We start from the raw sequence: 21399 nt of genomic DNA on the forward strand, positions 1-21399 counted from the left end.
TTGCCGCGTCCGGGTGAAAGACAGACACACCGTGCCCGGGGAAGAAATGGGCACATCAGGGCGTTTTCGCCCGTACAGGGAGGCGGAATGACAGAGACGACGAGCGGCCCGGCACGAGGCTCCCGCTCCAAGGGCAGCAAGGCGAACAAGGGTCTGCGCATCGAGCGCATTCACACCACCCCCGGCGTGCATCCGTACGACGAGGTGGTCTGGGAGCGCCGTGACGTCGTCATGACCAACTGGCGCGACGGTTCGGTCAACTTCGAGCAGCGCGGCGTGGAGTTCCCCGACTTCTGGTCGGTGAACGCGGTCAACATCGTCACAAGCAAGTACTTCCGTGGCGCGGTGGGCTCCCCGGACCGCGAGGCGAGCCTGAAGCAGCTCATCGACCGCGTGGTGCGCACCTATCGCAAGGCCGGTGAGGACAATGGCTACTTCGCCTCGCCCGCGGACGCCGAGATCTTCGACCACGAGCTCACCTACGCGCTGCTGCACCAGGTCTTCAGCTTCAACTCGCCTGTCTGGTTCAACGTCGGCACCAAGCAGCCGCAGCAGGTCAGCGCCTGCTTCATCCTCTCCGTGGACGACTCCATGGAGTCGATCCTGGACTGGTACAAGGAAGAGGGGATGATCTTCAAGGGCGGCTCCGGCGCCGGCCTGAACCTCTCCCGCATCCGTTCCTCCAAGGAGCTCCTCTCCTCGGGCGGCAACGCCTCCGGCCCCGTCTCCTTCATGCGCGGCGCCGACGCCTCCGCCGGAACGATCAAGTCGGGCGGCGCCACCCGCCGCGCCGCCAAGATGGTCGTGCTCGACGTCGATCACCCGGACGTCGAGGCGTTCATCGAGACCAAGGTCAAGGAGGAGGAGAAGATCCGCGCCCTGCGCGACGCGGGCTTCGACATGGACCTGGGCGGCGACGACATCACCTCCGTCCAGTACCAGAACGCCAACAACTCCGTCCGCGTGAACGACACGTTCATGAAGGCGGTGGAGTCCGGCTCCTCGTTCGGGCTGCGCAGTCGGCTGACCGGCGAGCCCATCGAGGAGGTCGACGCCAAGTCCCTCTTCCGCAAGATGGCCGAGGCCGCCTGGGCCTGCGCCGACCCGGGCATCCAGTACGACGACACCATCAACCACTGGCACACCTCGCCGGAGTCGGGCCGGATCACCGCCTCCAACCCGTGCAGCGAGTACATGCACCTGGACAACTCCTCGTGCAACCTCGCCTCGCTCAACCTGATGAAGTTCCTCCAGGACGACGACGCGGGCAACCAGCGCTTCGACGCCGAGCGCTTCGCCAAGGTCGTCGAGCTGGTCATCACCGCGATGGACATCTCCATCTGCTTCGCGGACTTCCCGACCGAGAAGATCGGCGAGACCACCCGCGCCTTCCGCCAGCTGGGCATCGGCTACGCCAACCTGGGCGCCCTGCTGATGGCCACCGGCCACGCCTACGACAGCGACGGCGGCCGGGCCCTGGCCGGAGCCATCACCTCCCTGATGACCGGCACCTCGTACAAGCGCTCCGCGGAGCTCGCCGCCGTGGTCGGCCCGTACGACGGCTACGCCCGGAACGCGGACGCCCACAAGCGCGTCATGAAGCAGCACTCGGACGCCAACGCCGCCGCCAAGCGCATGGACGACCTGGACACCCCGGTCTGGGCCGCGGCCACCGAGGCCTGGCAGGACGTGCTGCGCATCGGCGAGAAGAGCGGCTACCGCAACGCCCAGGCGTCGGTGCTCGCGCCGACCGGCACCATCGGCCTGATGATGGACTGCGACACCACGGGCGTCGAGCCGGACCTGGCCCTGGTCAAGTTCAAGAAGCTGGTCGGCGGCGGCTCCATGCAGATCGTGAACAACACGGTCCCCAAGGCGCTCAAGCGGCTCGGCTACCAGCAGGAGCAGATCGAGGCGATCGTCGCCCACATCGCCGAGCACGGCAATGTGATCGACGCGCCGGGGCTGAAGCCCGAGCACTACGAGGTCTTCGACTGCGCGATGGGCGAGCGTTCCATCTCGCCCATGGGTCATGTGCGGATGATGGCGGCCGCCCAGCCGTTCCTGTCCGGCGCGATCTCCAAGACGGTCAACATGCCGGAGTCGGCCACCGTCGAGGAGATCGAGGAGATCTACTTCGAGGGCTGGAAGCTCGGTCTCAAGGCGCTGGCGATCTACCGCGACAACTGCAAGGTCGGCCAGCCGCTCTCCGCCAAGAAGAAGGAGGAGAAGGAGCAGGCCGAGCCCGAGGTCGAGAAGATCGTCGAGTACCGCCCGGTCCGCAGGCGCCTCCCCAAGGGCCGTCCCGGCATCACCACCTCCTTCACGGTGGGCGGTGCCGAGGGCTACATGACCGCCAATTCCTACCCGGACGACGGTCTCGGTGAGGTCTTCCTGAAGATGTCCAAGCAGGGCTCGACCCTGGCGGGCATGATGGACGCCTTCTCGATCGCCGTGTCGGTCGGCCTGCAGTACGGCGTGCCGCTGGAGACCTACGTCTCGAAGTTCACCAACATGCGCTTCGAGCCGGCCGGTATGACGGACGACCCGGACGTGCGGATGGCGCAGTCGATCGTCGACTACATCTTCCGCCGGCTGGCGCTGGACTTCCTGCCCTTCGAGACCCGCTCGGCGCTCGGCATCCACTCCGCCGAGGAGCGCCAGCGCCACCTGGAGACCGGGTCCTACGAGGCCGCCGATGACGAGGTGGACGTCGAGGGTCTGGCCCAGTCGGCGCCGCGTCATGTGGCTGCCCCGAAGAGCAGTGGGTCGTCGTCGCCGTCGCGGACCGGGTCCGAGTCGGCGAAGGAGGCCCACAGCTCCACCGAACTGGTCGAGATCCAGCTGGGGCTGAACGCGGACGCGCCGCTCTGCTTCTCCTGCGGCACCAAGATGCGCCGTGCGGGCAGCTGCTACCTGTGCGAGGGCTGCGGTTCGACGAGCGGCTGCAGCTGATCGTGAGCCTTAGCTGATCGTGAGCCTTTACGGATGACATCCGAGCGGATGACGTCCGAGGCGGGGCGCGGGCCTTCGGGTCCGCGCCCCGCCGCCGTTGTGCCCCGGCGCCGTACGGCGCGATGGCCAACCGGGGGCGGACTCTCCGGTATGTGATGAGGGCCACCGTACGGCCGTAGGATGGCGCGGTGCTGGTCAAGTGGATTCGCTGCACCGTGGTGGACCGCCCGGGTTTCGAGCGGGGGCAGCGGAAGTGGGCGGGGTTGCCCGGCGAACCGGGATTCCGGGGGCAGGGCGGTGGCTGGAGCCGGGGGCGGCCGAATGTGGCGCATGTCTTCTCGTTCTGGGAGAGCCGGGCGTTCTACGACTCCTTCATGGCGCGCTCGCACGACCGGCTGGCGGCCTCGCAGTCGGGCACGTACCGGGATATGCAAGTCCGGCTGTTTGCGCACCGATTCGATGTGAAGGTCGGCTTCGAGCCCCGGTTCTCCGACGCGGACGTGGTGCGCGTCGCACACTGCCGGGTGCGCCCCGACCGGGTGGATCACTTCACGCTGGTGCAGGAGAAGGTGTGGAATCCGGCGATGGCCGGGTCGCCCGGAATGCTGCGGGGGGTGTTCGGGGAGGCGCCGGGGAACGAGTTCCTGGTGTTGTCGATGTGGGACTCGGCGGCCGAGCACGGGAAGTACCGCGTGGAGCGGGTCGAGCGGCTCGGCCTGCGCGCGCAGACGGAAGCCGATGTGGCGGCGATCGCCGGCGATGTCGTACGGGTCGAATCCGCCTGGACGGTGTGAGGCGGAGCCCTCTGCCGGTCAAGGGGCGGTCCCGATCAGCGACGGGCGGGGAGATACGCCCCGGCCCGGACCGCGGCGGTGACGGCGGCCGCCGTCTGGTCGGCGAGCGGGGTGTCGATGGGCTCGCGGGTGATGAGTGCCCGGAAGAACAAGGGCGCGGAGACGGCGCGTACGACCGCCGCGGCGTCGGTGCCGGAGGGGGCCTCACCTCGGTCGACGGCCCTCCGCACCACGGGTTCGCAGCGCGCGAAGCGCTCGGTGTAGAAGTCGCGCAGCGCCTGCGCCGCGCGCTCGGACTGGAACGCGGCCGCGATGAAGGCGGTCGGCGCGGCGGCGGTCGGCGCGCTGCCGAAGGTCTCGGTCACCTCGCGGGCGAGGGCGCGCAGATCGCCCTCCAGACTTCCGGTGTCGGGCGGCGTCCAGGCGTCCTCTCCCGCCAGGTCCAGCGCGTCCGCCACGAGCCCCTCGACGCTGCCCCAGCGCCGGTAGACGGTCGTCTTGTGGACGCCTGAGCGCTCGGCGACGTACTCCACGGTCAGACCGGGGTAGCCGTGCTCGGCGAGGCCGGTGAGCACGGCGTCGCGCACCGCCGAGCGGGTACGCGCGGTGCGCCCGCCGGGGCGGACGGTGCCCGGCGTCGGGGCGGCGCTCTCTGCGGACAAGTGCAACTCCAGTTGTGTTAGTGGGTTCGCTGTGCCATGCTGAGGGTAATGCAACTTCAGTTGTGTTTGTAGTGTGCGGTCCGGACGGCCGCTCGCGTGCTCGGAGGTGCGCCCTTGCCCACTCAGATCTCGTTGCGAGGCGTCACGCTGTCCCGGGGCGACCGGCTGCTGCTCGACGACGTGTCCTTCGCGGTGCGGCCGGGGGAGCGGATCGGCATCGTGGGGGAGAACGGGGCCGGTAAGTCCACCCTGCTGCGGCTGCTGGCCGGGCGCGAGTCACCGGACGACGGCGCCGTGGTGACGGTGGCCGACGGCGGTGTCGGCCACCTCGGCCAGACCCCCGAGCTGCCGCCGGACCACACGGTGCGCGACGCGGTGGACGCCGCCCTCGCCGAGGTGCGCGCCATGGAGCGCGGGCTGCGCGAGCTGGAGGCGGATCTCGGTGGCGGCGCCCCCGACGTGCTCGCCGCGTACGGCGATCTGCTCACCGCGTTCGAGGCCCGCGGCGGCTATGAGGCGGATGCCCGGGTGGAGAAGGGCCTGCACGGCCTGGGGCTCGGCGGCATCGGGTACGAGCGGCGGCTCGGCAGCCTGTCCGGCGGTGAGCAGGCCCGGCTCGGGCTCGCCTGTCTGATCGCGGCCGCCCCCGAGGTGATGCTGCTGGACGAGCCGACGAACCACCTCGACGGCGCGGCGCTCGGCTGGCTGGAGGAGGCGCTGCGGGCGCATCCGGGGACCATCCTCGCGGTCTCCCACGACCGGGTCTTCCTGGAGCGGGTGGCGACCGCGATCGTCGAGGTGGACGCCGACCGGCGCACCCTGGTGCGGTACGGCGGGGGGTACGGCGGATTCGTCGCCGAGCAGATCGCCGCGCGCCGCCGCTGGGAGCAGGCGTACGACGAGTGGTGCGCGGAGACGGCCGCGCTCGCCGAGGCCGCTACCACCGTCGCCCGGCGGGTCGCCCCGGGCCGCGGCATGAAAGACGGCAACAAGATGGCCTACGACCGGGACCGGGGACGTGTGCAGTCCTCGATGTCCAGCAGGGTGCGGAACGCGCGGGAGAGGCTGCGCAGACTCCAGGAGGACCCGGTGCCGCGCCCTCCGGAGCCGCTGCGGTTCTCGGCGCTCCCCGCCGCGGGCACGGCGGACGGTCTGCTCGTCGACCTCCACGATGTCCGCGTGGGGGAGCGGCTGGCGGTCGACCGGCTCACGGTGGCGGCCGGAGACAGACTGCTCGTCCACGGTGCCAATGGCGCGGGCAAATCCACGCTGCTGCGGGTCATGGCCGGGGTGGAGAAACCGGAGGCCGGCCGGGTGGTCCGCCGGGGCAGGATCGGCTACCTCGCCCAGGAGATATCGGTTGCCCGGCCCCGGGAGCGGCTGCTCTCGGCCTTCGGCCGGGGGCTGCCGGGGACACCGGAGGAGCAGGCCGACCTGCTGCTGTCGTACGGGCTGTTCCGCCCGGATGCCCTCCACGTCCCGGTGGGGTCGCTCTCCGCGGGCCAGCGCCGCCGGCTGGCGCTCGCCCGGCTGCTGGCCCGCCCCGCCGATCTGCTGCTGCTCGACGAGCCGACCAACCATCTCGCCCTCGGCCTGGTGGAGGAGCTGGAGGAGGCGCTGGCCCAGTGGACCGGGGCGCTGGTGGTGGTCTCGCACGACCGGCTGCTGCGCAGCCGTTTCACCGGGCGGCGCCGCGAGATACGAGGAGGCCGGCCCATGGCCGAGGAGGGGAGCGAGGCGCCGGCCACGGCCTCGATCTAGGGTGGCGCCATGGCACGACCCCGGCGCATCGTCCTCCTACGGCACGGAGAATCGGAGGGGAATGTCGATGACTCGGTGTACGAAAGGGTGCCCGACCATGCCCTGAGGCTGACCGAGACCGGGCGCCGTCAGGCGGAGGAGGCGGGCGAGCGGCTGCGCGCCACCTTCGGCGACGAGCGCGTGTCGATCTATGTGTCGCCGTACCGCCGCACCCACCAGACCCTGAAACTGCTCGATCTCGACCCCTCCCGTACCCGGGTCAGGGAGGAGCCGCGGCTGCGGGAGCAGGACTGGGGGAACTGGCAGGACCGCGAGGACGTGCGAAAACAGATGGCGTACCGCGACGCCTACGGGCACTTCTTCTACCGGTTCGCGCAGGGTGAGTCGGGCGCCGATGTCTATGACCGGGTGGACGCCTTCCTGGAGAGCCTGTGGCGCAGCTTCGAGGACCCGGCCCATCCGCCGAACGTCCTGCTGGTGACCCATGGGCTGACCATGCGGCTGTTCTGCATGCGGTGGCTGCACTGGAGCGTCGCCGAATTCGAGTCGCTGTCGAACCCCGGCAACGGTGAGATGCGGACCCTGCTGCTCGGTTCCGACGGGCGTTACCACCTCGACCGGCCCTTCGAGCGCTGGTGCACCCCAAAGTCCTACGGCCACACCGGTTAGAGTGCGCAGCGATGACCGCTGACCGTTTCCACCGGGCTCTGCGGAGCCTGCGCGGGCTGGCCGTGGGCGACGCCCTCGGCTCCCAGTTCTTCGTCCCCGCCAACCATCCCTACCTCAAGCGTCGCGAGCTGCCGCCCACCCCCTGGCAGTGGACCGACGACACCGAGATGGCCTGTTCGATCCTGGCCGTCCTGGTGACTCACGGCCGGATCGACCAGGACGATCTCGCCCGGTCCTTCGCCGACCACCATGATTTCGACCGGGGCTACGGCCCCGCGGTGAACCGGATGCTCCGCCTGATCAGGGAGGGCGGCGACTGGCGCGACCTGGCCGCCGGACTGTTCCAGGGGCAGGGGTCGTGGGGCAACGGCGCCGCCATGCGGATCGCGCCGCTGGGTGCCTGGTATGCGGGCGATGTGGAGCAGGCCACGCATCAGGCGGAGATCTCGGCGTACACCACGCATCAGCACCGCGAGGCGGTGGCGGGAGCCATGGCGGTGGCCGCGGCCGCGGCGCTGGTGGCCGATCCGGCGGGTCACGGTGGGCCCGGGGAACTGCTGGACCGGGTGGTCGAGGTGGTGCCGCGCAGTGCCGTCCAGGCGGGGCTGCGCCGCGCCCGCGACATGCTCGACTACGCGGACGCCGGGACCGTCGCCGCGGTGCTCGGCTGCGGCCGCCGCACCAGCGCCCATGACACCGTGCCGTTCGCCCTGTGGGCGGCCGCCCGCCACCTGGGCTCCTTCGAGGAGGCGTTCTGGAGGACGGCCTCGGCCGGCGGAGACGTGGACACCACCTGCGCCATCGTCGGGGGAGTGGTCGCGTCCGAGGCCGCCGGTGCGCCGCCCGCCGACTGGCTGGACCGCACCGAGGCGCTGCCGGAGTGGGTCCCGGCGGGCGCCGGCTGACCCTTTCGCGTGGGCGTGATGCGGTGCGCCGTCCGGTTTGCCCCACCCGTCGAACCCGCCGTGCGACGCGTCGTGTTGAACGGAAGCGGCCACCGGATCCACCAGGACGGCCACCGTCGGGGGCGGCCGGTGATCACTGCCGGGGATCCGGGTTCCGAACGCAGGTAAGAGCGGCGTAAGGTTGTCCTCGCCATGGCCTATGAACCGCCCACCCACAGTGTCGAGCGCTCGCTCCGCGCCACGACGGGAGCCAAGATCGTCGTCGGTATCGACGAGGTCGGGCGCGGGGCATGGGCCGGTCCGGTGACGGTCTGCGCGGCGGTCACCGGTCTTCGCCGTCCGCCGACCGGGCTCACCGACTCCAAGCTGCTGAGCCCCAAGAAGCGCACGGCCCTGGCCCAGGAGTTGGACTCGTGGGTCACCGCACACGCCCTGGGTCACTCCTCTCCCGAGGAGATCGACGACCTGGGGATGACGGCCGCCCTCCGGCTCGCCGCCACGCGTGCGCTGGACGCGCTGCCGGTCCGGCCGGACGCGGTGATCCTGGACGGGAAGTACGACTACCTCGGCGGTCCCTGGACGGTTCGTACGGTCATCAAGGGCGATCAGTCCTGTGTGTCCGTCGCCGCGGCCTCGGTGATCGCCAAGGTCCGCCGGGATGCGATGATGGCCGAACTGGGAGCCGAGCACACGGACTTCTGCTTCGGGGACAACGCCGGATATCCATCCCCCACGCACCGCGCCGCCCTGCGGGAACTGGGGCCCACGCCCCACCACCGGCTGTCCTGGGCCTATATGGACGGGCTGCCCCGCTGGCGGCACCTGAAGCGGTTCCGCAGCACATCCGAACCGGTCGGGCTGGAGGACGAAGGCCAACTCGGCTTCGACTTCTGAGCAGACCAAGCGGTCGAAACCACCACCCGCCGATGCGACTCGCACCGACGTTTGATAGACATCAGCCCATGCCTCTCATCCCCGAGGAGCCTCAGATTCACGAGAGTGTCCCGGGTCCCCGCGCGACACCGGCCGCAGGCCGTACCGCGCCGACCCCTCGTCCTGTCCCTGGTCCCGGCCCCCGGCCCGCACCGCGGCGGCCCGGAAGCCCCGGTCCCAACCGTGGCTCCGCCGGAACCTCGTCGGCTCAGTCGCAGCGCACCACGAGCGATGCGACGAAGCCCGTGCCGACCGCCCCGGCGGCTTCGGCTGCCAAGGCCGCACCCACCGCCACGAAGGCCACGCCCCAGATCCAGCTGATCCCCGCCACGGTGGACGGCGCCCTGGACGCGGCGGACGAGGCGGTCGACCTGCTGCTGGATTCCGGCCGAGCCCCTGGTGACATCCTGGTGCTGACCACCGGGGAGCAGCATCCGTGGGCGGCACATGAGTTGTCCTTCGGCGAGGCGTCCTACTGGGCGCAGCACGACGCCGGAGACGATGTCTTCTACGCCGCCGCGGATGCCGACCGCGTCAAGGGCCGTCCGGTCGTGGTCGTCGCCGTCAACGGCGGTGCGAACGACGCCGTGGCCCGCGCGCTGCCCGAGGCGATGGGCCGTGCCGGGACGCTGCTGATCGTCTGCGGCGATCCGAAGCGCATCAACACCCTCATCGGTCCGGGCGCCTGAGGCCGCACGTCCCCGAACGCCCGGTGTCCGGCAGTCTCTGTCCCCCGTGGCGGAGCTGTCCGGCGCCCGGACGGCCGGTGGCCGCGCGGCCCGCGACCGGTCAGACGGCGGCGGAGTGGCTCAGTGCCGTGCGCCGCCCTCCGAGGTGGGGCCGCGGCAGCGCCTTGGCGTCGCCGTCGTCCTCGACGGCCACGCCCAGCTCGGCGGGCAGCGAAGCGGAGTGCGGCCGACGGCCGCCCCGCCCCTCGCCGAGGACCCGCCATCCGTCGTGGGTCAGCGTGATGTACGCACCGCAGCGCAGGCCGTGCAGGGTGCAGGCGTCGCGCAGCCCCCACATCCAGGCGCCGTCCTCCTCCGTCCACCGGCTCTCGCCCTCGCGGCAGTAGAGCAGCACGGCGGTGCGGATCGGTGTGCGGCGCCGCAGATCGTGCGGGATCACCCGGCGCAACTGCGCCAGCAGCGCGTTCCGGAAGTCCCAGCCGTCGACGGCGGCAGCGCCGCGGCGGACGAACGAGGCGCTCGCCGTGAGCCGTTCGTCCGGATCGAGGACCGCGACGACTGCGGTCGAGGGCGTGGGCAGATGACGGATGTGCAGTCCGGTGACCACCTCGCGCGGATTGCGCAGCAACGGGATTCCCGCTGCCGCCCACTCGGCGGGCTGAAGTATCCGGCCGGCTCGGGAAGCGGAATCGGCGGACGGTGGCGGAGCGAAGCCGAAGGTCACGGTCCTCCCTTCGTCTGCGCCCACGGTCCGTGCGAAGGGTCGGGCACGGGCGCGGGCCACGACACAGCCCCGTCGGTACCACGGCCGGACCGGGGGCGGGGGAGCTGCTGACAATTCTCGCGGTAGCGCCCCCCGTGCGGCAATGCGCAGTCGGCACCCCTGACCGTTTTACCTGGATGTGCGTTCTATATTCCTGGCCGGTTCGCGCCCCGCGCCGGCCCGGCCTCCGCTACCCCTGCACGGCCAGGACCAGCGGAAACACCCCCGCCGCCCCGGACCGGCGGAGCAGTCGGGAGGCGACCGCCAAGGTCCAGCCGGTGTCCGCCAGGTCGTCCACCAGCAGCACCGGTCCACCCGCCTCGGCGAGGGCCGCCGCCAGCGGCGGCGGCACGGTCAGCGCGCCGTGCAGCGCCCGCAGCCGCTGGGCGCTGTTGGTGCGCGGCACCCGGGTGTCGATCTCGCCGTCGTGGTACGCGACGCTCCCGAGCAGGGGCAACCGGCCGACGGCGGCGATCCGTTCACCGAGTGACCCGATCAGCTGCGGGCGGGTGCGGGAGGCGATCGTGACCACACCCACCGGGCGGTCCGGGGCATCCGGCGCGCCCGAGGCCCAGCCGCCGGGGCCCTTGGCCCAGTCGGCGAGCACGGTCACCACCGCACCGGCCACATCGTCGGGTACCGGGGCGTCCGGGCTCTGCGGCGCGAGCAGCGGCCGCAGCCGGTTTCCCCACCCGATGTCGGACAGACGGCCCAGGGCCCGGCCCGGAGCGGCCTGCTCATCCGCCGGAATGCGGCCCTTGAGGTCGACGCCCACCGCGGGCAGCCCGGTCGGCCACATACGGCGCGGCTCCACTTCGACACCGGGCCGCCCCAGCTCACCGCGCGCCGCGTCCAGCGAGGCGGCGGACACCTCCGTGGTGAACCGCGCCCCCGCGCAGTTGTCACAGCGGCCACAGGGCGCCGCCTTCTCGTCGTCCAGCTGCCGGCGCAGGAACTCCATCCGGCAGTCGGCCGTCGTGGCGTACTCCCGCATGGCCTGCTGCTCGGTCTCCCGCTGGCGCGCCACCCACGCATACCGCTCCGCGTCATACGCCCAGGGCTGCCCGGTGGCGGTCCAGCCGCCGCGCACCCGCCGCACCGCGCCGTCCACGTCGAGCACCTTGAGCATGATCTCCAGACGTGACCGCCGCAGCTCGACCTGGGGCTCGAGCGCGGGCAGCGACACCGGCCGGTCCGACGCCGCGAGCACGTCGAGCGTGCGGCGCACCTGCTCCTCGGGTGGGAAGGCGAGCGAGGCGAAATACCGCCAGATCGCCTCGTCCTCGCGGCCGGGCAGGAGCAGCACCTCGGCGTGCTCCACACCGCGCCCGGCGCGCCCGACCTGCTGGTAGTAGGCGATGGGGGAGGACGGCGAACCGAGGTGCACCACGAAGCCGAGGTCCGGCTTGTCGAAGCCCATGCCCAGCGCTGAGGTGGCGACCAGCGCCTTGACCCGGTTGGCCAGCAGGTCCTCCTCGGCCTGCTGGCGATCCGCGTTCTCCGTCTTGCCGGTGTAGGAGGCGACGGTGTGGCCGCGCTGCCGCAGGAACGCGGTCACCTCCTCGGCCGCGGCCACGGTGAGGGTGTAGACGATCCCCGAGCCCGGCAGCTCATCGAGGTGGTCGGCGAGCCAGGCGAGCCGATGCGCGGCGTCCGGCAGCGGCAGCACGCCCAGCCGCAGGCTCTCCCGGTCCAGCGGGCCGCGCAGCACCAACGCCCGCCCGGTTCCTTCGCCCGTGCCCAGCTGCTCGGCCACATCGGCGGTGACCCGCGCGTTCGCGGTCGCGGTCGTGGCGAGCACGGGCACGCCCTGGGGCAGATCGGCGAGCATGGTGCGCAGCCTGCGGTAGTCGGGCCGGAAGTCATGGCCCCAGTCGGAGATGCAGTGTGCCTCGTCGACGACCAGCAGGCCGGTGGCGGCGGCCAGCTGGGGCAGCACCTGGTCGCGGAAGTCAGGGTTGTTGAGCCGCTCCGGGCTCACCAGCAGCACATCCACCTCACCAGCGGCCACCTCCGCCTGGATGGTGTCCCACTCCTCGGTGTTCGCGGAATTGATCGTGCGGGCGTGGATACCGGCGCGCGCGGCGGCATCGACCTGGTTGCGCATCAGCGCGAGCAGCGGGGAGACGATCACGGTGGGACCGCTGCCGCGCTCGCGCAGCAGCGCGGTGGCGACGAAATACACCGCCGACTTTCCCCAGCCGGTGCGCTGCACGACCAGCGCCCGGCGGCGCTCGGCGACGAGCGCCTCGATCGCCCGCCATTGATCCTCCCGGAGCCGGGCGGAATCGGTGGGGTCCCCGACGAGGCGGGCCAGGACGCGGTCGGCCGAGAGGCGCAGGTCTTCGTCGCTCATGCCCCCATGCAACCCGATCCCGCCGACATCGCGCCAACGCCCCGGACAGCCTGTGGATAACGTTATCCACAGGGGTGGCGGGGTCGGCGGGGCTGAGGGACCGTCGGGCCATGACTCGACACAACGAAGCGGCCGGTCTGCCCGGCGAAGAGCAGGTCACCCTCCGCAGCCCGGCCGAGCTCGCCGATGCCCTGCCGTATGTCCTGGGCTTCCAGCCGGACGACAGCATCGTGATGATCGCGCTGCACGGCGCCCGCGGCCGGTTCGGCGGCAGGCTCAGGCTCGGCATTCCCCGGGTCCCGGAGGAGTGGCCCGAGGTCTGCGATCAGCTCGCCGAATGTCTGATCAGCGGCAGTGAGCGGCGTGGCGTGCGGCCGGACGGGGTCGTTCTGTTCCTGTGCCAGGAGCCGGCCGAGGGCGAGTCCGCGCAGGAGGCGATGGAGCGGCTGCGGCCCCTCGCCCAGAGGCTGCGCATCGCCTGCGGCGGTTTGGAGGTGCCGGTGTTCGAGGCGCTGTGCATCTCCGGCGGCCGGTTCTGGTCGTATGTCTGCCCCGACCGGCGCTGCTGTCCGCCGGAGGGCGTACCGCTCGCCCTGCCGGGCACCTCGGTCATGGCCGCGGCGGCCACGTTCGCGGGGGTCCAGGTGCGTGGCTCGCTGCGCGAGATGGAGGCCAGGCTCGCCCCGCTCGGCGGACCCCGGGCCGATGGGCAGGAGCGGGCGCTGGACGCGGCCGGGGCCGAGCTCGTGCCGAGGATTCTCGACGGCGCCGGCTCCGCGACGGTGTGTGCGCAAACCCTGGGTCTGGTGGGCCGGATGCTGGACACGTTCCAGGCGGCGCCGCCGATGGCCGACGCCTGCGCGGCCGATCTCCGCGATGACGGTCTGCTCGACGACCAGGAGGCGGCGGCCATGATCATCGGACTGCAGGACCGACGGACCCGGGACCGGGTGGCCGGGTGGATGGAGGAAGTGAACGCCGACGCGGCGCTGCGGCTGTGGCGCGCGCTGGCCCGCCGCTGCGTCGGCTCCTACGGGGAGCATGCGGCGGCGCCGCTCACCCTGGCGGGGTGGGTCGCCTGGTCGGCGGGTGATGAGCTCATGGCACGGGTGGCGCTCGGGCGTGCCCTGCGGGTCGATCCCGACTACCTCTTCGCGAGGCTGCTGCACCAGGCGTGCAATGAGGGGGTCCATCCGAAGCTGCTGCGTCAATGCCTGCGCCGGGAGGACTCTGACCGCTCCGACCCGGCCGACCGTGCCAACCGTGCCGACCGCGCCGACCGTGCTGTGCACGCCGCGGTGCACGCGGAGCTGGAGCGGCTCGGCGACGTGGCGGTCACCGAGCCGCGGGGGATGGCTGGAGCCCCGGCCGAAACGGCCATGGAAACAGCCGGACCGGTCGAGTCGGCTGAGCCCGCCGAGTCGGCCGCCCGCGCGGAATCGGAGCAGTCGGAGGAATCGGAGCAGTCGGAGGAATCGGAGCAGTCGGAGGAAGCGGAGGAGTTGGAGGAAGCGGAGGAATCAGGGGAGGCGGAAGGCCAGAGGGAGCGGCAGCCGGCGCGGGAGCGGCCGAGCGGGGCGGTAGGCCCGGGCGGCAGGAGCGCGTCGGCAGGGGTGAGCGCCCCGGGTGGCAAGCGCCGCCCGGAAGGGCGGCCGCGCACCCGGCGCCGCACCGGCGGCCGGGGAACGCGCAGCCGCCGTTGACCTGGCCAGGCCGGTGAGCCCTGGGGCGGGGGCCAGGGGCGGCCGGCGGGTTGGCTCGGAGATCCCGGTCCGCTGGACGGCTCGGGCTGAAGACACGCGGCCCGGGAGCAGCCGACGGGCGGCAGTCGGATGGGCCGAGGTCCGGTGGCCAGGGGCGGACGGTGGCGGCGAGGCAGGTCTGCCGAGGCGCGGCCGTCGCGGGCGGACAGTGGACGGTCGGCGAGTGGCTCTCCCATTCGGGAGCCCGATCTGCTGGACGAGTTCGGCGGCTGAGCCACCGGCGGTCACGGTCGGCGGGCGGGCCGAGACCTGGTGGCCAGAGGCAGACAGCGAACGGCTGGCGGGGCCCTCCAGCTCGGGGATGCCGATCCACTGGAGGCACGGCGACCGAGACACGGCGGCCTGGGGGCGGCAGGTGGGCGGCAGGAGGGTGTGCTGAGGCCCGGCGTCCGGGGAGCCAGGGGGGGCAGGGGGCCAGGGGAAGGCAAGGAGGTGGGCCGAGGCGCGGGGGTGGAGTGGTCGGTGGGCGGCCAGCTGGGTGGGCCGAGGTGCGGCGGACCGGGGACACGGCGCGGACCGGGGACGCGGCGCGGGTCGGGGATGTGGCGGCCCGGGAGGGCGGCGCGGGTCGGGAGATTCGGAAGGGAGTGTGGGAATCGTGCAGGCGAGCGCTTGAGAGAGCGATTTCACGAACATCGGTGATCATGCTCAAGAGCCTGATTATCGTCAGGCAGACGACTATGATCGCGTCATGCCCTACGACCCGTCGGCTTTCCCGGCATTCGCCGTCACCGTTGATCTGGTCGTGCTCACCGTGCGGCGGCATTCGCTGTGTGCGCTGGCCGTACGCCGCGGCGAGCCGCCCTTCAAGGGGCGGTGGGCGCTGCCCGGCGGTTTCGTGCGGCCCGATGAGGACATCGCCGTCGCCGCTGCCAGGGAGTTGGCCGAGGAGACCGGGCTGCTCGCGCATGACCCCACGCTTCCGGTCCCGCCGAACGCGGCCCATCTCGAGCAACTCGCCACCTACGGCGATCCGAAGCGGGACCCCCGGATGCGCGTGGTCAGCGTGGCGCATCTCGCGCTGGCGCCCGATCTGCCCGCGCCCCGTGCCGGGGGCGACGCGCACAGTGTGCGCTGGGCGCCGGTCGAGTCGCTGCTCGACCAGGACGGGGCCTTCGGGCGTGACAGCGATCTGGCCGCCCCGCTCGCCTTCGACCATGCACGCATCCTCGCGGACGGGGTCGAGCGCGCCCGCTCCAAGATCGAGTACTCCTCGTTGGCCACCGCCTTCTGCCCGCAGGAGTTCACGGTCGGCGAGCTGCGCCGGGTGTACGAGGCGGTGTGGGGCGTGGCCCTGGATCCGCGCAACTTCCACCGCAAGGTCACCGGCACCCCGGGATTCCTGGTGCCCACCGGCGGTACGACGACCCGTCAGGGTGGCCGTCCCGCCCAGCTGTTCCGGGCCGGTGGGGCGACGCTGCTCAATCCGCCCATGCTTCGTCCCGAGGTGTGACGGGCCATGACACGACGACTCCCCGGGGGTCCTATGTCCTGAAGAAATAGGACATAGCGGGTTAACGTTCTCCGGTACGCCACCAGTCCCCACGTGCCATCGAGCGGTTCCATGCCCCGCGGGAGAAGCCATGATCCAGGCCACCGGACTGACCAGCACCCCCCGCCGCAACCATCCGCCCGTTGTCGACGACCTCACCTTCGAGGCCCCGGCGGGCCGGGTCACCGCACTGCTCGGCGGCCCCGGCGCGGGCAAGACCACCGCGCTGCGGCTTCTGCTGCAGCTCGACCGGGGCCATGGCTCCGCCTTCTTCCGGGGCCGCCCCCTGCACCGCATCCGGCGCCCGGCTCATGAGATCGGCGTTCTCCTCGAGGACGTCCCCGGTCACCCGGGCCGCACCGTGCGGGGGCATCTGAGGATGCTCGGTGCCGCGGCCGGGGTGCCCGCCGCACGCGCCGACGTCGTGCTCGATGTGGTCGGCCTCACCGATCTGGCGGACGAGCGTCTCGGTGATCTGTCCACCGGGGCGGAGCGTCGTCTCGGGATCGCCACCGCGCTGCTCGGGGACCCGCACACCCTGGTCCTCGACGAGCCCGCACGGGGCCTGTCGGCCCGGGAGACCACCTGGCTGTACGGGCTGCTGCGCCAATTCGCCGCTCAGGGCGGCGCCGTCCTCGTCGCCACCGAGGACGCCGAGGGTGTGATCCGCCTCGCGGACCAGGTGCTCACCCTGGAATCGGGGCGGCTGGTGGCCGATCAACCGGTGGACGAGTTCGCCCGCACCCGGCTGCGCCCCCGTGTCGTCGTCCATTCGCCGCTCGTCGGTCGCCTCGCCGCCGTCCTGGAGGAGGAGGTCGAGGCCGCCCGGCAGCTGGCCGAGGCCCAGGCGGCGGAGGAGGCCCGGGTGGCGGCCGAGCTCGCGGCCAAGGCCGAGGCTGCCCAGGCCGCCGACGCCGCCCAGCCCGACGTGGCCGGCGGGGGTGGCGACGTCGTCAAGGCCGGGAGCGCCGGGCCCAAGGTCCGGAAGAGGGCGATCTGGCGCAAGGTCAGGAAGGCCCAGTTCGCCACCCGGGGCTCCACCGCCGGGGCCGAGGCGAAGAAGGCCGCCGCGGAAGCCGCGGCCAGCCACAAGACGACCGACGACAAGACGGCCGGCGACAAGGCGAACAAGGCAGACACGGCAAACCCAGCGGACAAGGCCGCCCCCACCTCCATCCCCGCCCCCGCTGCCGACGCCGACGCGGCCAGCGCCGAAGCGGTCCACGCGCGGACCGGGGTCGGCGTCGGCGCCGGGATCGGAGCCGGGACCGAGGCCGAGGAGGAGCCGGTCGCCGCGCCCGCCGACCCGTTCTCCGTGGTGCGGGACGACGAGACCCACATCTCCGTCTACGGTCTGTCCCCCGCATCGGTCGGGGAGACCGCCTACCGCCACGGCATCGTGGTCCACCGGCTGGTCGAGGAGACCGCCGATCTGGGCCCGGGGACTCCCGCGGCCGCCCGCGCCCGCGACCCCCAGGCGCCCCCGCTGCGGCTGCTCCCCAAGCTCCGCTTCCCCGGCCCCGCCTGGCCGATGCGCTACGAGGTGCGCCGCGCCACCGGCGTAAGGACCGGCTGGCTGATCGGTGTCGCCTCCATCGTGGCCTCCCTCCTCGCCTCCGTGCTGCTCGCCCGCGCCGGTGACGCCGGGGAGCTGCACCGGCTCACCGGCTGGCCCGCCGACCTCCCGCTGCCTCCCGTCGCCATCGCGGCCGGTCTCCTGGGCGCCCTCGCCTTCGGCGACGAGTTCCGCTTTCCGGCACTGGCGGCGACCCGGGACGCCGTGCCCCGCCGACTCGGGCTGCTGGCCGCCAAATTCGCGGTCTGCGCGGCCGGTGCCGTCCTGCTGTCGCTCGGCGTCATCGTGCTCGACAGCGCGGCGCTCCTGCTGCTCGTGGGCGGCAACGCGGTGCCGCTGCCGGGCGACTGGCCCGCGCTGGTGGTCGGCGTCTTCGGCCTGACCATCGGCTCGTCGTGGGCCGGGCTGCTCGCCGCCGGAGTCTTCCGTTCCACCGCCCTCGGGCTGGCCACCCTGCTCGCCGTGCCGATCCTCGCGGTGCCCGTCGTCCAGCGCGCGGCGCAGGATCCGTCGCTGCGTTCGCTGGTGATGCTGCCGCACCGGCTGCGCGCGGCGACGCTGGACCGGTCGCCCTCCATGATCGACCGAGGGCTGGCGGTCGCGCTGCGGCTCGCGTCCCAACCGGTCGGACAGGCGCTGATGTTGTCGGTGGCCGTCCTGCTGTGCGCCTATGCCCTCACCGGTCTGCGGGGCAAGAGCACCCGCCAGTAGCACCCCGCACCGCGCCGGGCGCCCTCGCCCGCGAGCCAGTGGATCAGGCCCGAAGCGGATTCGCACAGCCATCGCGCGAACTGCTCGCAACTCCCCGAAGGTGCTTCTTTCTGTCCGATTGAGCGTCAATTATGAGGTAATGGGCGATCACCCTTTCGTGTGCTTTTCACCAAAGACCTCAAGGGCTTCCGAGGCGTCGCCGACAAAGGATGCGTGAGTACCCTTGCGCACACCACGATGACCGCGGCTCGCCCCGCCGACTCCGGCCTGGCCGGTTCGGGCGAGCTTGACCGCTACTCCTACGCCGAAGCCCCCGGCGCCGACCGCGGCAGCGCCCCCTCCTCCTGGGACGGTGCCGAGGCGGAGATCGGCCGGGTGGGCCGACGCGCGGCCGGCAACCGGGGCCGCGGGCTGCACGGCCAACTCGTTCAGCAGCTGGGCCAGATGATCGTCTCCGGTGACCTGGGCGCGGACCGTCCGCTCGTCCCCGAGGAGATCGGTCAGCGCTTCGAGGTCTCCCGCACCGTCGTACGGGAATCGCTGCGCGTCCTCGAGGCCAAGGGCCTGGTCAGCGCCCGCCCCAATGTGGGCACCCGGGTCCGCCCGGTCAGCGACTGGAACCTGCTCGATCCGGACATCATCGAGTGGCGCGCCTTCGGTCCGCAGCGCGACGACCAGCGCCGTGAGCTGTGCGAGCTGCGCTGGACCATCGAGCCGCTGGCCGCCCGTCTCGCCGCCGGGCACGGCCGCGAGGAGGTGCAGCAGCGGCTCGGCGACATGGTCGAGATCATGAGCCATGCGCTGGCACAGGGTGACGCCCTCACCTTCTCCCGCGCCGACGCCGAGTTCCACGGTCTGCTGCTCCAGGTCGGTGGCAACCGGATGCTGGAGCACCTGGCGGGCATCGTCGCCGCCGCGCTCCACGTCTCCGGGGCACCGGTCACCGGCTGCGACCGCCTCAGCGAGGCGGGGGTCGCCCACCACCGCAGGATCGTCGAGGCGATCGGCGAGGGCGACGCCGCGGCGGCCGAGGCGGCGATGCGCCAGCTGCTGACCGTCCACCCGGATCTCGATCATGCCGAGGTCGGGGTGCCCGCGCCGCGCGAGCACTGATCCGCGGCGCGTCCGGTTGCCCGGAGCGCCGGGCGTCCGGAGCGTGCGGCGTACGACGTACGGCAAGGTGGTGTCAGTAGGCGGCGAGTTCCGGCCCGATGGATGCCGTACGGCGTACGAGAGGGCGTCGCCGGATCCCGCGCCGCGGGTTCGGCGGCGCGGCGCGATCTGATCGATCGGCGCCGATGACTCCCATCGATGCGCGACTGGGAGTTTTCTGTCCCGTTGGATGGGCATTAAGACCGTTATGGGGTGTGACTCGGGCCACGAGTATTGGGCGTAACGCTCTTTGGGGCAGCGCGATGATTAAAGAGGTGGCAGCCGCGGAGGGAATACGGATGTCGCTCGTAACGCTGTACCCCTCCGCACTCCGCCCGCGCCGTCGGTTCATCCCTGCCGGCGGTCGTCGGCTCCGGTCCCCAGTGGACTGAGCCGGAAGCCGTTTCCAACGTTCCGAGAGGTTGTTCGTGTCGGCCAGCACATCCCGTACGCTCCCGCCGGAGATCGCCGAGTCGGAGTCTGTCATGGCGCTCATCGAGCGGGGAAAGGCTGAGGGGCAGATCGCCGGCGACGATGTGCGCCGGGCCTTCGAGGCTGACCAGATTCCGCCAACCCAGTGGAAGAACGTACTGCGCAGCCTCAACCAGATCCTCGACGAGGAGGGTGTGACGCTGATGGTCAGTGCCGCAGAGGCGCCCAAGCGCACCCGCAAGAGCGTCGCAGCGAAGAGCCCGGCAAAGCGCACCGCCACCAAGACTGTCGCGGCCAAGACGGTCACCGCCAAGAAGGCCCCCGCCGCCCCGGTCGCCCCCACCGCGGACCCGGGCGCCGCCCCGGCCGGTGAGGCCACGGCGGCCCCCGCGAAGAAGGCCGCCGCCAAGAAGACCGCGGCCAAGAAGGCGGTCGCGAAGAAGACCACCGCCGCCGCCAAGAAGACGGTCGCGAAGAAGACCACCGCCAAGAAGGACGTCACCGACGAGCTCCTCGAGGGCGAGGACGTCATCGAGGAGGCACCGGGCAAGCCCGGTCCCGAGGGCGCCGAGGCCGAGCCGGAGAACGCGGGCTTCGTGCTCTCCGACGAGGACGAGGACGACGCCCCCGCGCAGCAGGTCGCCGCGGCCGGCGCCACGGCCGACCCGGTCAAGGACTACCTCAAGCAGATCGGCAAGGTCCCGCTGCTCAACGCCGAGCAGGAGGTCGAGCTCGCCAAGCGCATCGAGGCCGGTCTGTTCGCCGAGGACAAGCTCGCCAACTCCGACAAGCTGGCCCCCAAGCTCAAGCGCGAGCTGGAGATCATCGCCGAGGACGGCCGCCGCGCCAAGAACCACCTCCTGGAGGCCAACCTCCGTCTGGTGGTCTCCCTGGCCAAGCGCTACACGGGCCGCGGCATGCTCTTCCTGGACCTCATCCAGGAGGGCAACCTCGGTCTGATCCGCGCGGTCGAGAAGTTCGACTACACCAAGGGCTACAAGTTCTCCACGTACGCCACCTGGTGGATCCGTCAGGCGATCACCCGCGCCATGGCCGACCAGGCCCGCACCATCCGTATCCCGGTGCACATGGTCGAGGTCATCAACAAGCTGGCGCGCGTCCAGCGCCAGATGCTCCAGGACCTGGGCCGTGAGCCCACCCCGGAGGAGCTGGCCAAGGAGCTCGACATGACCCCCGAGAAGGTCATCGAGGTCCAGAAGTACGGCCGTGAGCCGATCTCGCTGCACACCCCGCTGGGCGAGGACGGCGACAGCGAGTTCGGTGACCTCATCGAGGACTCCGAGGCGGTCGTCCCGGCCGACGCGGTCAGCTTCACCCTGCTGCAGGAGCAGCTGCACTCCGTGCTCGACACACTCAGCGAGCGCGAGGCGGGCGTGGTCTCGATGCGCTTCGGCCTCACTGACGGTCAGCCGAAGACCCTCGACGAGATCGGCAAGGTCTACGGCGTGACGCGTGAGCGCATCCGTCAGATCGAGTCCAAGACGATGTCGAAGCTGCGCCACCCCTCCCGCTCCCAGGTCCTCCGCGACTACCTGGACTGATGCGGACCGCCGCCGCATGGCCGCCTTATAGCCGCACAGCCGCATAGCCGCCTTATGGCGGAAGCGGTACAGCACGAAGGCCGGGCTCCCTCCGAGGAACCCGGCCTTCGCGCTGCGCGAGCGCGTGTTCCCCGGGGCCATGTTCCCCGCTTGGCCCACTCGGGATGCACTTCGCGACAGAGAGGGTAACGCTGAGTATGCGTCTTGCTCCGTATGGTCAGGAG

The 21399-nt window shown here is 71.9% G+C and carries 15 protein-coding genes; 12 read left to right on the forward strand and 3 right to left on the reverse strand.

The features are described 5' to 3' along the window. Window positions 1-87 precede the first annotated feature (87 nt). Window positions 88-2955 (forward strand): vitamin B12-dependent ribonucleotide reductase, encoded by a 2868-nt coding sequence (locus IEJ02_RS19740; protein ID WP_191066088.1) that lies wholly within the window; start codon window positions 88-90, stop codon window positions 2953-2955. A 188-nt stretch (window positions 2956-3143) separates the two neighbouring features. Beyond that, window positions 3144-3749 (forward strand): YdbC family protein, encoded by a 606-nt coding sequence (locus tag IEJ02_RS19745; protein ID WP_191066089.1) that lies wholly within the window; start codon window positions 3144-3146, stop codon window positions 3747-3749. A gap of 35 nt (window positions 3750-3784) precedes the next feature. On the opposite strand, the gene IEJ02_RS19750 is transcribed toward IEJ02_RS19745, so the two are convergent. After that, window positions 3785-4411 (reverse strand): TetR/AcrR family transcriptional regulator, encoded by a 627-nt coding sequence (locus IEJ02_RS19750; RefSeq protein ID WP_223864096.1) that lies wholly within the window; start codon window positions 4409-4411, stop codon window positions 3785-3787. Window positions 4412-4525: 114 nt separating this feature from the next. On the opposite strand from IEJ02_RS19750, the gene abc-f reads away from it, so the two are divergent. From abc-f to IEJ02_RS19775, 5 genes are all read left to right on the forward strand, one after another. Beyond that, complete coding sequence (gene abc-f, locus IEJ02_RS19755) at window positions 4526-6172, forward strand: ribosomal protection-like ABC-F family protein (RefSeq protein ID WP_191066091.1); 1647 nt, start codon at window positions 4526-4528, stop codon at window positions 6170-6172. Between the two features lie 9 nt (window positions 6173-6181). Next, the gene (locus tag IEJ02_RS19760) at window positions 6182-6841 is read left to right on the forward strand and encodes a histidine phosphatase family protein (RefSeq protein WP_191066092.1); all 660 of its coding nucleotides are present in this window, start codon (window positions 6182-6184) and stop codon (window positions 6839-6841) included. 11 nt (window positions 6842-6852) lie between these two features. Next, the gene (locus tag IEJ02_RS19765; protein ID WP_191066093.1) at window positions 6853-7746 is read left to right on the forward strand and encodes an ADP-ribosylglycohydrolase family protein; all 894 of its coding nucleotides are present in this window, start codon (window positions 6853-6855) and stop codon (window positions 7744-7746) included. Window positions 7747-7938: 192 nt separating this feature from the next. After that, window positions 7939-8640: a ribonuclease HII gene (gene rnhB / locus IEJ02_RS19770; RefSeq protein ID WP_137979865.1), complete on the forward strand. Its 702-nt coding sequence runs from the start codon at window positions 7939-7941 to the stop codon at window positions 8638-8640. A gap of 68 nt (window positions 8641-8708) precedes the next feature. Next, on the forward strand, window positions 8709-9368 hold the full coding sequence (locus tag IEJ02_RS19775) for a hypothetical protein (protein ID WP_191066094.1): 660 nt from the start codon (window positions 8709-8711) through the stop codon (window positions 9366-9368). Between the two features lie 100 nt (window positions 9369-9468). Here IEJ02_RS19775 and IEJ02_RS19780 read toward each other — a convergent pair whose 3' ends face one another. Both IEJ02_RS19780 and IEJ02_RS19785 read right to left on the reverse strand, forming a co-directional pair. After that, complete coding sequence (locus IEJ02_RS19780; protein WP_191066095.1) at window positions 9469-10092, reverse strand: hypothetical protein; 624 nt, start codon at window positions 10090-10092, stop codon at window positions 9469-9471. Between the two features lie 229 nt (window positions 10093-10321). Then, complete coding sequence (locus tag IEJ02_RS19785) at window positions 10322-12487, reverse strand: RecQ family ATP-dependent DNA helicase (protein WP_191066096.1); 2166 nt, start codon at window positions 12485-12487, stop codon at window positions 10322-10324. Between the two features lie 110 nt (window positions 12488-12597). Between IEJ02_RS19785 and IEJ02_RS19790 the strand changes: the two genes are divergently transcribed. From IEJ02_RS19790 to IEJ02_RS19810, 5 genes are all read left to right on the forward strand, one after another. Next, on the forward strand, window positions 12598-14190 hold the full coding sequence (locus tag IEJ02_RS19790; protein WP_191066097.1) for a DUF4192 domain-containing protein: 1593 nt from the start codon (window positions 12598-12600) through the stop codon (window positions 14188-14190). 751 nt (window positions 14191-14941) lie between these two features. Further along, on the forward strand, window positions 14942-15703 hold the full coding sequence (locus IEJ02_RS19795) for an NUDIX hydrolase (RefSeq protein WP_137979870.1): 762 nt from the start codon (window positions 14942-14944) through the stop codon (window positions 15701-15703). 130 nt (window positions 15704-15833) lie between these two features. Continuing rightward, window positions 15834-18029, forward strand: a complete 2196-nt coding sequence (locus IEJ02_RS19800; RefSeq protein ID WP_191066098.1) for an ATP-binding cassette domain-containing protein — start codon at window positions 15834-15836, stop codon at window positions 18027-18029. 159 nt (window positions 18030-18188) lie between these two features. Then, on the forward strand, window positions 18189-19142 hold the full coding sequence (locus IEJ02_RS19805; RefSeq protein ID WP_275560865.1) for a FadR/GntR family transcriptional regulator: 954 nt from the start codon (window positions 18189-18191) through the stop codon (window positions 19140-19142). 467 nt (window positions 19143-19609) lie between these two features. Beyond that, window positions 19610-21175 (forward strand): RNA polymerase sigma factor, encoded by a 1566-nt coding sequence (locus IEJ02_RS19810; RefSeq protein ID WP_275560866.1) that lies wholly within the window; start codon window positions 19610-19612, stop codon window positions 21173-21175. Window positions 21176-21399 lie beyond the last annotated feature (224 nt).

This window comes from Streptomyces sp. 5-10 (assembly GCF_014712245.1).
In the GTDB taxonomy this organism is placed as follows: Bacteria; Actinomycetota; Actinomycetes; order Streptomycetales; family Streptomycetaceae; genus Streptomyces; species Streptomyces violaceusniger.

Excerpts from the sequence above, each read along its gene's own strand:
- IEJ02_RS19740 (WP_191066088.1), top strand. The coding sequence starts at position 88 with ATGACAGAGACGACGAGCGGCCCGGCACGAGGCTCCCGCTCCAAGGGC.
- IEJ02_RS19760 (WP_191066092.1), top strand. The coding sequence starts at position 6,182 with ATGGCACGACCCCGGCGCATCGTCCTCCTACGGCACGGAGAATCGGAG.
- IEJ02_RS19765 (WP_191066093.1), top strand. The coding sequence starts at position 6,853 with ATGACCGCTGACCGTTTCCACCGGGCTCTGCGGAGCCTGCGCGGGCTG.
- rnhB (WP_137979865.1), top strand. The coding sequence starts at position 7,939 with ATGGCCTATGAACCGCCCACCCACAGTGTCGAGCGCTCGCTCCGCGCC.
- IEJ02_RS19775 (WP_191066094.1), top strand. The coding sequence starts at position 8,709 with ATGCCTCTCATCCCCGAGGAGCCTCAGATTCACGAGAGTGTCCCGGGT.
- IEJ02_RS19785 (WP_191066096.1), bottom strand. The coding sequence starts at position 12,487 with ATGAGCGACGAAGACCTGCGCCTCTCGGCCGACCGCGTCCTGGCCCGC.
- IEJ02_RS19790 (WP_191066097.1), top strand. The coding sequence starts at position 12,598 with ATGACTCGACACAACGAAGCGGCCGGTCTGCCCGGCGAAGAGCAGGTC.
- IEJ02_RS19795 (WP_137979870.1), top strand. The coding sequence starts at position 14,942 with ATGCCCTACGACCCGTCGGCTTTCCCGGCATTCGCCGTCACCGTTGAT.
- IEJ02_RS19800 (WP_191066098.1), top strand. The coding sequence starts at position 15,834 with ATGATCCAGGCCACCGGACTGACCAGCACCCCCCGCCGCAACCATCCG.